The sequence below is a fragment of the Syntrophales bacterium genome, assembly GCA_030018935.1.
In the GTDB taxonomy this organism is placed as follows: domain Bacteria; phylum Desulfobacterota; class Syntrophia; order Syntrophales; family CG2-30-49-12; genus CG2-30-49-12.
Genome location: JASEGZ010000027.1, coordinates 1 through 12,823 on the forward strand (window position 1 = coordinate 1; position 12,823 = coordinate 12,823).

General features: G+C 48.8%; 10 protein-coding genes. 7 read left to right on the top strand and 3 right to left on the bottom strand.

What is annotated here, in order from left to right; genetic code table 11:
- Both QMD03_06330 and QMD03_06335 read left to right on the top strand, forming a co-directional pair.
- The coding region (locus QMD03_06330; GenBank protein ID MDI6776845.1) for a hypothetical protein at positions 1 to 855 on the top strand (855 nt) is incomplete at its 5' end.
- 84 nt (positions 856 to 939) lie between these two features.
- A complete protein-coding gene (locus tag QMD03_06335; protein ID MDI6776846.1) occupies positions 940 to 3,120 on the top strand; it encodes a hypothetical protein in 2,181 nt (726 codons plus the stop codon).
- A 177-nt stretch (positions 3,121 to 3,297) separates the two neighbouring features.
- Here QMD03_06335 and feoB read toward each other — a convergent pair whose 3' ends face one another.
- Together feoB and QMD03_06345 are read right to left on the bottom strand one after the other, a co-directional pair.
- Complete coding sequence (gene feoB / locus QMD03_06340) at positions 3,298 to 5,544, bottom strand: ferrous iron transport protein B (GenBank protein MDI6776847.1); 2,247 nt, start codon at positions 5,542 to 5,544, stop codon at positions 3,298 to 3,300.
- 154 nt (positions 5,545 to 5,698) lie between these two features.
- Positions 5,699 to 6,928 (bottom strand): MaoC family dehydratase N-terminal domain-containing protein, encoded by a 1,230-nt coding sequence (locus QMD03_06345; GenBank protein ID MDI6776848.1) that lies wholly within the window; start codon positions 6,926 to 6,928, stop codon positions 5,699 to 5,701.
- 713 nt (positions 6,929 to 7,641) lie between these two features.
- Here QMD03_06345 and QMD03_06350 point away from each other — a divergent pair.
- Positions 7,642 to 8,463 (top strand): hypothetical protein, encoded by an 822-nt coding sequence (locus QMD03_06350; protein ID MDI6776849.1) that lies wholly within the window; start codon positions 7,642 to 7,644, stop codon positions 8,461 to 8,463.
- Between the two features lie 93 nt (positions 8,464 to 8,556).
- On the opposite strand, the gene ribD is transcribed toward QMD03_06350, so the two are convergent.
- Positions 8,557 to 9,654 carry a bifunctional diaminohydroxyphosphoribosylaminopyrimidine deaminase/5-amino-6-(5-phosphoribosylamino)uracil reductase RibD gene (gene ribD / locus QMD03_06355; GenBank protein MDI6776850.1) on the bottom strand — a complete coding sequence of 366 codons (1,098 nt, stop codon included), beginning with the start codon at positions 9,652 to 9,654 and terminating at the stop codon, positions 8,557 to 8,559.
- 253 nt (positions 9,655 to 9,907) lie between these two features.
- Between ribD and QMD03_06360 the strand changes: the two genes are divergently transcribed.
- The 4 genes from QMD03_06360 to QMD03_06375 all read left to right on the top strand — a co-directional run bounded on the left by QMD03_06360 (position 9,908) and on the right by QMD03_06375 (position 12,698).
- Positions 9,908 to 10,636 carry a sugar phosphate nucleotidyltransferase gene (locus QMD03_06360; GenBank protein MDI6776851.1) on the top strand — a complete coding sequence of 243 codons (729 nt, stop codon included), beginning with the start codon at positions 9,908 to 9,910 and terminating at the stop codon, positions 10,634 to 10,636.
- Between the two features lie 66 nt (positions 10,637 to 10,702).
- The gene (locus QMD03_06365) at positions 10,703 to 11,158 is read left to right on the top strand and encodes a dTDP-4-dehydrorhamnose 3,5-epimerase family protein (protein MDI6776852.1); all 456 of its coding nucleotides are present in this window, start codon (positions 10,703 to 10,705) and stop codon (positions 11,156 to 11,158) included.
- A 68-nt stretch (positions 11,159 to 11,226) separates the two neighbouring features.
- A complete protein-coding gene (locus tag QMD03_06370; protein ID MDI6776853.1) occupies positions 11,227 to 12,000 on the top strand; it encodes a prepilin peptidase in 774 nt (257 codons plus the stop codon).
- Positions 12,001 to 12,194: 194 nt separating this feature from the next.
- Positions 12,195 to 12,698, top strand: coding sequence for a GspH/FimT family pseudopilin (locus QMD03_06375; GenBank protein MDI6776854.1), 504 nt, complete (start codon positions 12,195 to 12,197; stop codon positions 12,696 to 12,698).
- Positions 12,699 to 12,823: the final 125 nt, after the last annotated feature.

A 12,823-nucleotide genomic window follows, 5' to 3' on the forward strand; every position in this document is an offset into this window, starting at 1 on the left:
ATGCAGTGGTGGTGTGGGAGGAGGGGAGTCGTGAGGCTCCCCCCTATCCCGATTAGCCAACGAATGGATGGTTTCGACAAATGGACAGGAAGTACTATGAAGAACACCGGAGCATTTGAGGTCTTCGCCGCCTGTGCCAATGCAATTAACCAAGGGGTTCTCATCGACCGGGTGAGCAGGACTGACAAGGAATTTCATTTTCAGAACTGGTTTGAAGACCGTCTTCGCAGCGCCGGGGTACTATTCGATAGAAGCGGTAGGAATTCCTACCCGGACTTCACTCTCGTGGAATTCACGGAAGGTTACGAGACCAAGGGCCTCGCCTGGCCTGGGAGAGAGTCCACCTACGACTGCAATAGTCAGGTTCCCACGGGATACCACAATGGGCGGGACATTTTCTACGTGTTTGGGCGTTACCCAAAAGTTGAAAGCGCTGGAGATGAATATCCAGTAATCGACCTGGTCATCTGCCATGGCGACTTCCTGAATGCTGATCACGAGTACACTCACAAGAACAGGAGTATCAAGGGTTTTGGCAGTTATGGCGATATCATGATCCGGGACAGAAAGATGTACGTCGCACCGACCCCTTTCGCAGTCGCGCAGGGTCTGACGGGTACACGGACGCTACTGGTACCTGTATCATGGGAAGCACCCCGAGGATTCAAGAGTGTCGGGGATGTTATCCGTGTTGAAGCTACACAGTTGGTGGTGGGTTACGAGTTTGACCTGAAAAGAAACGAAATTGCCGCGAGAACCATTGCTAATCCTTCTGCCAGGAGAGAACACCACTTCGTTGCTTACCGACTTGCATCTGATTCGGACAAACTCGTCGCGTTGATTACCGACTTTTAGCCGGAGGTTTCGGAGGGTGAAGACCAGTGACAAACCTTTCATCTTTTAGTTCTACTGCAATGTCAAAAACACGGAGTTAGTCGGATGTCAAGGCTTATAGAGAAAGACTTTCCATTCGAGCGGCTTTCGGTTGTCGCGGAACACGAGTCTTGGCGTAAGGAGGTGTATCGGCCGGTCTATTACATCCACAAGTGGTGGGCGCGAAGGCTCGGATCAGTATTCCGCGGGATACTGTTGGGTTCATGCCTTCAGGAAGGCCAGGACTTCTGGGATCGTTTCTACGGCGTCAATAGCTTCGACACGATCACCGTTTTTGATCCCTTTATGGGAAGTGGAGTCACCGTTGGAGAGGCAGTCAAGCTCGGATGCAGGGCTATCGGTCGAGACATCAACCCGGTCGCATATATCGCGTGTCGTGCAGCGTTCTCCCGGTATTCACAAGCTGACGTATTGCGTACCTACCGGAGTATGGAAGAGACGCTCTCGCCCAAGCTATTAAGCTACTTTGAGACAAAGGCTGCCTCTGGAGAAGAAGCCGTTGTTCTCTACTACTTCCTTGTCAAGGTCGTATCCTGCCCGCAGTGCAATGAGACGATTGACCTTTTCAGGACACGGATTTTCTCGGAGAACGCCGTCCACGAAAAAGACCCTTCCGCGCGATCTGTGTGTCCCGCTTGCGGTGGCATAGCATCCACCTATTACGACGCAGAGCGTGTCCTGTGTCCCCATTGCTCTCAACAATACAATCCGCAAGAAGGAACAATCAGCGGCCCGATTGTCCATTGTGGTTCGTGCCAAGCTTCGTTCCGATTAGTGGAAAGGATGAAGGCCCTTCGGGCTCCTCTCGGTTTCCGTCGATATGCGAAGATGATTCTTACCAGGGACGGGCAGAAACATTACGAAGCGCCAAACAAATTCGACCGCGAACTTGAGCGTCGCGTGGAAAAGGAGTATAGAAGTATCGTCGGCACGTTCCCTAAGGTGGCGATAGAACCCGGCTACAACACGAACCAAATGCTGAAGCATAACTACCGGTTTTGGGACCAATTGTTCTCAGATCGGCAGTTGGTTTGTATTTCACACATGATAAGGGATATCCGAGCTATTGAAAACCCAGATTTGAGGGTGCTGTTCGCTTGCCTCTTTTCAGGTGTCCTCGAATTCAACAATCTATTCACGTCGTTCAAGGGGGAGGGGACTGGTGCTGTACGTCACATGTTCGCACACCACGTACTGAAACCGGAGATGATGCCATTGGAGGCCAACATTTGGGGTACAAGCAAGTCCTCCGGTGCGTTCTCCGGCCTTTTCCGCTCCAGAGTCGAGAGAGCACTCGCATACAAGGCTAACCCTACCGAACTGCAACTAAAATCATCAAAAGCAACGACGATAGGAGGAATAAATCATCCCCTGGAGGTCCATGTTACGCAGAGTTTCGCGGATTTCGTCGCTCAAGCGGGGAGTGTCTACCTGAGCTATGGGGATTCCGGTTGTGTTGACATCCCTGACAAAAGTGTGGACTTGGTCGTCACTGATCCCCCGTTCTTTGACAACGTGCATTATTCACAACTTGCAGACTTCTTTTATTATTGGTTGAATCAGATGCTGGATCTCTCGCCTGCGAACACAACACGATCTAACAGCGAGGTACAAGATACGAGCCCTGAGCGCTTCACAGTGAAGCTTACATCAGTTTTCGCTGAATGCGCCCGTGTCCTCCGCGACAACGGACTTTTTGTGTTTACGTATCATCATTCGCGACACGAAGGCTGGACCGCTGTGCATCAGGCCATCAGACACTCCGGCTTCTTCTGCCTACAGGCGTACCCCATAAAGGCGGAGATGTCAGTTGCGATGCCTCTGCAGCAATCGAAATCGCCGATTCATCTTGACCTCATACTCGTATGCAAGCGTGACGGATTGATTGCCACCGATGGATCGAGCAACGGCACGATTCATTCTGCCTTGGCAGCCGCTGAGACCCAGATATTAGCCCTCACACGAGCAGGAATTAAAGTGTCTCTTGGAGACGCCAAAGTAATCCTAATGGGTCGGTTATTGTGTGAGGTACACAAATTGAGGAATCTGGATTTAGAGGCGAGATTCCTTGCGGAGATTGAGCAAGATATTGATAGCTATGTGTGTCAGGTGATCCAGGCTAAGGGCGAGGTGCTATACGAGGAACCTGGGCCGAAGCAGCTGATGCTGTTCGAGGAGATGGGAGAATATTTGGCTAACAAGGGGCGGACGGCTCACCGCCGCTGAGCCTTATCGTGTGTGCCGGGCATGGCACAGAACTAACAGGGTGAGAGTCCCTGTGCCAGGTATTCGCGGAGCCGAAGGATAGAGCCTGTCCTGAGCCTAAGCGAAGGAAAAAGGGCAAGGGCGTCATCGCGAGGTGGGGTCTGGAGGAAACCCAATCCAAAACAATTGTTACCCCTGCTACAGCCCCATCCATAGGGCAAGATGATAGGCAACGATCCCTCCCAGGAAAGAGATGGCGAGCATCAGCCCGAAAGCGGCAGTCAACCATTTCCAGCTTCCCATTTCCTGTTTCATGACGGTCATGGTTGCTGCGCAGGGGATAATGAGCATCATCACAACCAGGAAGGAAAGTGCCGAGGCGGGACTCATCACTCTGGGCAGCACATGGATCAGTCCCTCTTCACCTACACCGTAGAGAACACCAAGGGTGGCAATGGCGTTTTCTTTTGCCACCATGCTTGTAAGTAAGGCGGTTATCATCTTCCAATCAAGCCCCAGCGGTTTACCAACAGGCTCCAGAAAGCGTCCCATCCATGAAAGTACGCTGTTTTCCACATTTCCATACGGCAGCCAGGACAATAACCATATCAAGATGGAAACGGTGAAGATTACAGTTCCTGCCCTTTTTACAAAGGCAATAGTCCTCATCCAGATGACGGTTCCGATCGTCCTTGGATTAGGTTTGTGATAGAGGGGAAGTTCCATGATGAAGGGCATCGGTTCATCCCGCAGGAAGAAAGTATGTGCCAGCATACCTGTCGCACCCAGGACAAGGATGTTCATAGTCAGCAATGACCAGGAAATAAGGGCTGCACTGTCTGCAAATATCGCTGCGGCAACAAAAGTAAGGACGGCAAGCCGGGCTGTGCAGGGGATAAAAGGGGAGAGGAATATGGTCAGCAACCTGGCCTTTTTTGATTCCACGACCCTCGACCCGAGGACGGCGGGCACATTGCATCCGAAACCGAGGCACAGGGGGATAAAACTCTTTCCGTGAAGTCCTATGAGGTGCATGAATCTGTCCATTACGAATGCCGCTCTTGCCATATAGCCGACATCCTCCAGAATAGCCATGACGGCAAAGAATATCAAGAGGATGGGGAGAAAAGTCAAAACGGATCCCACGCCACCGATCATGCCGTCTATAATTAGTCCCCTCATCCAGACAGGGACCGGGGCGAGGGCTGGTTCCAGCCATCTGGCAAGGGAACTGATCAATAGTTCAAGAGATTGCTGTAAGGGAGCGCCTATCCTGTAAGTGAGGGAAAAGACGAGGGCAATGACCCCGAGAAGGATCGGGATACCGAAAAGGGGACGGGTAAGGACGTGATCAATACGGTCGGTGATAGTAACCTGTCCTAACTTGAACCTCGAAATGGCGGCCCTGGTGATCTCCTCTATCCAGTCGTATCTTCCACCGACAACGGCGTGGAGGGAATCTTCGTGTTCTATGAGAAGCGATTGTATCTTGTTCCAGATAGGGGTTGGTACAAGACCCTCCACCATTTCCGAAATCTCGGGATCTCCTTCCATGAGTTTGGTTGCCACCCACCGAACGGTATAGGGGGGGCGGATATATTTTTCTGTCAGTTCCATGAGTTTGAGGAAAATTTCTCTGTGGTCCCTGGCAACCTCGGGAAGCCTGGGTTTGTACGCCACTTCTCTACGGCTGACGGCGATGACCTGAGAGACGACATCCTTTATTCCCCTGTTTTTCGTGGCAACCATGGGGACAACTGGTATCCCGAGAGACCTTTGGATGGCCTTTATATCAATCTGGATTCCCTGGTCTTCCGCAACATCCATCATATTGATGGCAACGATGACGGGAGGACCTAAGAACAGCAACTCGGTGAGGAGATAGAGGCTTCTTTCGAGCGCCGATGCATTCACCAGCAGGACAATAACGTCGGGTTTTGCACTGATAATAAAATTCCTTGCAATCTTTTCCTCTTCCGAGAAGGCGGTAAGGCTGTATGTGCCGGGAAGGTCCACAATCTGCATCTCCACATCGTCAGAGACAAGAGCGCCTTCTTTTTTCTCCACCGTCTTCCCCGGCCAGTTTCCGACATGCTGGGATAATCCGGTAAGGATGTTGAAAACAGTAGACTTACCCACATTTGGCTGACCGGTGAGGGCAACGAGGAGCTTCCTGCCGTTCTTTGCCTGCTTAATTTCGTCCTGTAAAGGGTGGCTCCTGGACACGAGAATCTTCTCGGCTTCTCCCCTTCCCAGCCCTACCCTTGTATCGCTAACTTGGACAATGACCAGGCCTCCAATGTTTTGGAGGACTTTAATTTTCGTGTTCACCACAATTCCCATGCCGGCCAGTCTCATTGTCAGAGCCCTTCCCCCGGCAATGGCATGGATAATCCCCTCTTCACTCTCTCTCATAGATGTAACAGAAATCAATTCACTATCCATTTTCCCGTTTGTCTTCCCTTCGTGTATATTACGACTTATGACTTACGACCTGGTTACGCCCATCTCTTTTGGCCTGATAGAGGGCTTGGTCGGAGGCCAGGATCAGCTGGTCAGGTGATGAGTCACGGTGGGGGATTAAAGTTGCAACTGAATTTTAAAAATAGACACCCTTGCCTGTGCCTCGATATTCCTCGGCTGGTAGTCTCTTTTCCACCGGTGATGTTCCGTGATCCCGAGAGGGGAGAATGACCGTGGCGGTTGCAGGAATGGTATCATCCCTCCTCTGGTTGATACCGTGGGCATCAATATCCACACAGTACTCTCCATTTTCGTCAACGTACTTTTTGGTAATCTTACCCCGGAACCATACGGCATCGGAAAGATAAACAAACTGGCGGTATTGTGCCGAGCAGGATTTCAACCAGCCTTCGTCACTCATCCAGTTGGTGAGGAGGTTTGTCATCCAGCAGTGCCTTTGTATTCCAGCATCGTAGGCATACCTGGCTCCTGCCCCTTTGGCGGCCGAGACCAAGTAGTGCACACCGTACACCGGTTCCCACGACCCCAGCACAGGGTCACGAAATGCCCACGCCGGGTGTTTCTTATAGTTCCGCAGTTGAACACCATGTGCTGCCAGTTGTACAGGGGCAGCGCCCACGCAGTAAGCGATCATGTCGGTTAATCCGAAAATTCCCTTTACCACAGGCGGTAGTTCATCACCCACATTCACGTCCTCCCACCAGCGGGTATTGGCGCCACGTATCTCTTCTGCCAGGCAATCCTCGTCTACTCTGGCCTGTTCTTCAGGGGTCCAGGGATGAGGCGTCTCGAGATGATCATACTTTCCCTTCCCCTGAGCAGTCTGCTGCCTTGCCGTCTGCCTCTCATATCTGACAAGCATGTTGTATCCCCGTGATACCAGTTCTCCTCTCTGATTCCAATATTCAAATCTCTGGTATTCGAAGACCGTCTTTCCCGCGAACCGGCTGGTCTTGACATCAAAACCGACAAATTTGCACTTAGGGGTAATTTTGTCGTTCATATATACAGGCCTTAAGAATTCCCAATCTGATGCCGAATGATCGGCGTGAATTCCGGCAAGCCCCTGCAATACCCAATGGGGGAAGACACTCGCCACCCAGTTAGGAGAAGCTATCAATGCACCGTATCTGGCTCCTCTTGCGTATTCCTCATCCCGGTAGAGAGGATTGGCATCGCCTATTCCATTGGCGAAGTTTCTCAGTGCCTCGTAGGAGGCATTCTGATTAAAGATATTCCCGATACGGAGATCGAGTCCAATCCTGTCCTCCCACTCAGTTATCCATTCATCCGTTAAAGTGGCCTCAGACAACTGGGCCGCAGTTTCCTCAGATTTTTCCACCATATTTCATTGTCTCCCTTCAAATACTGTAAGCATTCAGCCGTCAGCAATCAGCGATCAGTAAAACAAGTCAAAACAAAATCTTACGTATGAGAAAGCTTGTCTTAGGAGTTGTGGACTTCCCCGTGTATCTTCCTGTTTCAACTGAAAACTGAGGGCTGATAGCTGAACGCTTACCAAATATTAGTTCTGAAATGTGCGTATGGAGTTTAAAAAATCTCCTTCTTCCACAAGATAAGCTGCCAGAACCTTGCCACACGCAGTGCACCTTCTTTCTCGTACAGTAGTACCATGTGACTTGTCTAAAAGGTTCATTTTGGGTGTCATTTTTACGTCACACCAGGGACATGTAAAGTCTCTATCCATTTTTTTCCTTTCTAAAATTGTAGGGGGAATTACTGTTTTGCTATAAGGGTTTCGTATTATCCAATTCTTTGCTACTGTCAAGAGATTTTGTGAAATTTCCCCTGATGACTTACTGTGATTCAGACATTAGACTGAAGGGGAGGAAATGGCAAGAGATGACACAAAGGATAAAGGCATGGCAGTTAGCAAAGGTTTAAGAACACTCCAAGGGTTAATTTCTTATATAGAAAAGTCTAATGTCTAAAGTCTAAAGTCCAGTGTCTGAATTGCAGGATGACTTAAGAATTCATTGCTTTTTCGCCAGAAAAGTAATACGTTGGAAAAACTTTGTAAGGAATAGAGAGGCAGCAATGTCGGATAAAAGTAAGGTAGCAGTTATGTTTTCCGGTGGGACTGATTCCACCTACGCTGCCTGGTCACAGATGCCCTATTATGATGAAATACGTCTCGTGACCTTTGTAAGGCATGGTTTAAAAAAATTACAAAACCCGGAGGGAATCATTGAGCGTCTTCGGAAGGTGTTCCCAGATAAGGAAATTATCTATGATCAGGTAAGCAACGAAGACATATACCAAAAAATGATCCCCCATGAGGAAAAATGGGAAGCCCATCAGTTAGTCCTTAGCCAGGAAATAGGTCCGCTCTGGGAAGACCCGCATGGCCAGCGTTCAGGACGGGAAACGTATGACGCTAAAAAGGTTACACTGTTTATGGCAAATGAATGTTTACAGTGTAAAATAGCAATGCATCTTGCGGCAATAAAATACTGTAGAGAAAATAATATTACCCATCTTTGCGATGGTGGCAATGTTGAACAACTGGATGACGGTTCTCAACTCGAGGAGGTTAAGGCTATTGCCCGTGAAATTTTTGGTCGGTTTGGTATCCACTATTTCTCACCGGTATTACATGTTTCTGCAGAAGAAAGGTGCAAGGCCCTGTTTGAAGCGGGGATCACTGATCATTTAGACCATAAGCAGCTTGAAAAAGCCCACCAGATCCCATCGTCACAGGTCCAGTGTACAGTGCCGTCATCCGTCCTATGGACGGTTTGTATCTTCCCCTGGTTGGTGTACGACGGTCAATCCTGTAGTGAATATGTCGAGATGTGTTGCAATTATTACAAGTATGAGATGGAGAGAGGTTTAGAAATCATGGACTTGAAACCTTAGTCATCAGTCATCAGTCATCAGTCATACGTCTTATGTCATACGTCTTATGTCTTTTGACTTACGACTTACGACTTATGACTTATGACTTACGACTTATGACTTATGACTTACGACTTGCAACTCAATAATTATATCATCCCCCTTCCGGGAAACTTTTTTGTAAGACAATCTAAAGGCATCAGCGGTGATTTTGCTTCCCAGATCACCTACCGCCTCGATCCCCTTTCCTATGATTTTGGGAGCAATGACAATTATCACCCTGTCGGCCAGTTCCTCTTTTAAAGTAGAGGTGATAATTTCCGCACCCCCTTCCACGAGGATCGAGGAGACGTTTCTCTTTCCCAGTTCGGTGAGGAGTTTTTTCAGGTTTATACGGCAGTCATTATCCTGTGCGACCGGCAGTATTTCAATCCCCATCTCCTCCAGGCGGGCACGTTTTTTAAAGCTGGCCTGACAGGTGGTGGCGATGATCGTCTTTGCTATCTCCTGATTTTTAAGAACCCGCGCCTTCAGGGGGATGCGCAGGTGGGAATCAACGACGATCCTTACCGGATTTCTTCCCCTCACGAGGCGTACGGTCAAATCTGGATCATCCTGGAGAACAGTACCGATGCCGACCAATATACCATCGTGGATACTTCTCAGTGTGTGGGCAAACCTGAGAGAAGCAGTAGAGCTGATCCATCGGGAATCGCCCGTGCTGCCGGCAATTCTTCCGTCGAGACTCTGGGCGAACTTGAGGGTCACAAAGGGTATCCGGGTCTTGATGAACTTAAAAAACCTTTCATTGAGCTGTTTGCATTCTTTTTCAAGGATGCCGAGGGTTGTTTCAATGCCGTGGTTTTTGAGGGCCTCGATGCCTTTGCCCGTGACGAGGGGATTCGGGTCAGAGGTTCCGATGACCACCCTAACAGGCTTACAGGCGATAAGGGTTTCGACGCAGGGGGGAGTCCTGCCGTAATGGTTGCACGGTTCCAGAGTAACATAGAGGGTTGCATCTTCGATTGCCTCCGAGGCATTACGGATGGCATTGATTTCGGCATGGTTACCCCCGAATCTCTCATGGTATCCTTCTCCGATAATCCGGTCTTCCTTTACGATGACGGCACCGACCATGGGATTGGGACTTACCCATTTCTCCCCCCTTCTGGCGAGCCTCAAGGCCCGTCGCATGTAAAATTTGTCTGTCAAGATTTCACAACTTCCTTTCAGGAGTCAGAATCCAGAAGAAAATCATCTCCATTCTAACCCCCATGGCTTGTTGCCACAACGAAGCATGAAAATCCCCCCTTACCCCCCTTTGGTAAAGGGGGGATTTTCATATAAACTCTTAATTTTTAACTTATATGTGTAGATTATGCAATACAGAATTTTTATTGTTGATGGTTCTTGAAATATGTTGTAGAAATATCTCAAGATTATCTTATGGTGAAGGGGGATGGGCATGAAAGGAGTCGTATTGGCCGGAGGACTGGGGAGCCGATTATATCCGCTGACAAAAGTGACGAACAAACATCTTCTTCCAGTTTACAATGAGCCCATGATCTACTATCCCATCAGGACTCTAATAAATGCCGATATTGACGAGATCCTGATCGTAACCGGTGGGAACAACGCCGGGGACTTTCTCAAACTTTTAGGTAACGGGAGAGACTTTGGTCTCAGGCATCTCAATTATACCTATCAGGAAGGAGAAGGAGGGATCGCCGCCGCCCTCTCTCTGGCAGAATTTTTTGCCGATGACGGGAAGGTCATTGTTGTCCTCGGCGATAATATTATTGAAAAGAATATCCGAAAGACTGTTGAATCTTTTAAAAGACAAAAGGAGGGTGCCAGAATCGTGCTGAAAGAGGTGCCTGACCCACAGCGTTTTGGTGTCCCCGTATTCGATGGTGACAGGATTGTTTGTGTTCTCGAAAAACCATCTTCTCCCCCCTCTAATTATGCGGTAACCGGGATCTATATGTATGACAGACAAGTCTTTGATTTTATAAAAATGTTGGAACCATCGGAAAGGGGAGAGCTGGAAATTACGGATGTCAATAATTTTTATATCAGGGAAGGAAAGATGGAATGGGATATCCTGGATGGCTGGTGGACGGATGCCGGCACCTTTCAGTCCCTTCAATATGCGGGGAATATGGTGGCGGAAACGGGGGCAAACAAGTTGTGAGATTACAGGGAAGCTCTGGAGTCTGGGGTGGTGAGCTCCAGTTTTTGTAAGGGGAATTAACGGGATATGATTGAAGGAGTCATTATTAAAAAGTTGAGGGTTATTCCCGATGAACGGGGTAGATTGATGGAGCTCCTGCGTGCCGATGATGAGATGTATAAGGGATTCGGCCAGGTGTATATGACGACCGCCTATCCCGGGGTGGTTAAGGGATGGCATTATCATAAAAGGCAGTCCGACAACATGGTCGTGGTCAAGGGGATGATGAAGATTGTTCTCTATGACAGTCGTCGGGATGCGGCGACCTATGGTGAAGTCGCCGAATTCTTTGCCGGCGAGCACAACCCTATTTTAGTGCACATCCCCCCTTACGTCTATCACGGGTTTAAATGTGTCTCCACGGAGGAGGCCGTAGCGATCAATATCCCTACAGAGACGTACAATTATCAGGAGCCGGATGAATTCAGAGTGCATCCCCACGATAATGATATTCCTTATGATTGGGAGAGAAAGGATGGTTAGGTCAGTCGTCAGTCATCAGTCATCAGTCTATAGGCGATAGGCAAGGGGCAAGGGGTAGAAGGGTCGTTATGGGTGTGTTTTTAGATATCGTCATAGGCATGGGGGGCGCTGTCGTGGGAAGTTTTCTCAATGTCTGTATTTATCGCATCCCTGAAGGCCGGTCAATAGTTTTCCCGTCTTCCCATTGCCCGGAATGCAAGCATCCCATTAAACCATGGGATAACATCCCTCTCGTCAGTTATCTTATTTTAAGGGGAAGATGCCGCCACTGTGAGGGGAAAATTTCCCTTCAGTATCCTGTTGTCGAGCTGATCACGGCCGTTATGGCCTTGCTTCTCTTCTGGAAATTTGGCCTGTCTCTGAAATTCCTCTTTTCTTTTATCTTTATCTGTTCTTTAATAGTTATTACTTTTATAGATTTTCACCATCAGATTATACCCGATTTGATAACCCTGCCCGGTATCCCCCTATTTTTCCTGGGGGCGGTTTTTTTCATGGATATTCACGTAGTAGAGGCGCTTCTGGGGATATTGCTGGGGGGCGGGATCCTGTATATCATTGCTTTCGTGTATGAACTGCTGACGAAGAGAGAGGGGATGGGAGGGGGAGATATCAAGCTGCTGGCCATGTTAGGGGCATTTTCCGGGTGGAAGTCCCTGTTGTTTATCCTCCTTTTGAGTTCTTTCCTCGGCGCTCTTGTCGGCATTACGGTGATGATTGTAAAGGGGAAGGACATGAAATATGCCATTCCTTTCGGTCCCTTTCTATCCTTTGCAGCGGTGGCCTATATCTTCTTTGGTGGTTACTTTATGCAATTTTTTCTCTTAACAGCGCCGCCCTAAGATGACGCGAAAATCACAGATGATAGGGAGAATTCACCGGTTTGGGTCATTAAAAGCGAGCGCAACGACCGGATTTCGGGGTAGTATTTCTAAGGTTACGTTATTAGAGACATTGCGTATTATTAAGCGAATAGTGGTATGTCCTACGTCTTATGTCTTTTGACTTTTGACTTACGACTTATGACTTATGACTTATGACTTATTTAAGATGGCATATTCTTTGCTATTCTATTTCACGTAGTGATGCCATGAGGATCGAAAGAGGTAAGGGTTTTACCCTTATAGAACTCATGATCGTTATTGCGATCATGGGGATTATGGCGGCCATTGCCGTTCCCAGTTACCAGACCTTCATGGCCCAGAGACGACTCAATGGGGCGGCCAGGCAGGTTATGTCTGATCTCATGAATGCCAGAATGATGGCCGTGACCCAGAACCGCAATGTTCAGGTCACCTTCCCAACGTCGGCCGCCGCCAGTTACACGATCGACGCGACGGGCGTGCCGGTGGTGAAAAATATTCAGACGCTCTATGGGTATTATGATGTGACGGTGTGGGGAAACAACAACCCGACCTTTACGGCCAGCGGCCGAATAGCAGCTTTCACAAATCCAAAGATCACCCTGGAGAGCACGACGTTGTCCGGAACGAAGAAAGAGGTGACCGTCAGCTCGGCCGGGCGGGTAAAGATAAACTGATACGCCATAGTTAGGCTGCTTCAACCGTCAAGTGGCAGGAACTTAATTTCTGTGGTATAAACTATGAACAGGGAACGAAGAAAAGTGATAGGCAATATTTTTGCTGATGCTGCTAAATATACTCT

Coding starts and splice junctions, on each gene's coding strand:
- QMD03_06335 (MDI6776846.1), top strand. CDS start 940: ATGTCAAGGCTTATAGAGAAAGACTTTCCATTCGAGCGGCTTTCGGTT.
- feoB (MDI6776847.1), bottom strand. CDS start 5,544: ATGGATAGTGAATTGATTTCTGTTACATCTATGAGAGAGAGTGAAGAG.
- QMD03_06345 (MDI6776848.1), bottom strand. CDS start 6,928: ATGGTGGAAAAATCTGAGGAAACTGCGGCCCAGTTGTCTGAGGCCACT.
- QMD03_06350 (MDI6776849.1), top strand. CDS start 7,642: ATGTCGGATAAAAGTAAGGTAGCAGTTATGTTTTCCGGTGGGACTGAT.
- QMD03_06360 (MDI6776851.1), top strand. CDS start 9,908: ATGAAAGGAGTCGTATTGGCCGGAGGACTGGGGAGCCGATTATATCCG.
- QMD03_06365 (MDI6776852.1), top strand. CDS start 10,703: ATGATTGAAGGAGTCATTATTAAAAAGTTGAGGGTTATTCCCGATGAA.
- QMD03_06370 (MDI6776853.1), top strand. CDS start 11,227: ATGGGTGTGTTTTTAGATATCGTCATAGGCATGGGGGGCGCTGTCGTG.
- QMD03_06375 (MDI6776854.1), top strand. CDS start 12,195: ATGACTTATTTAAGATGGCATATTCTTTGCTATTCTATTTCACGTAGT.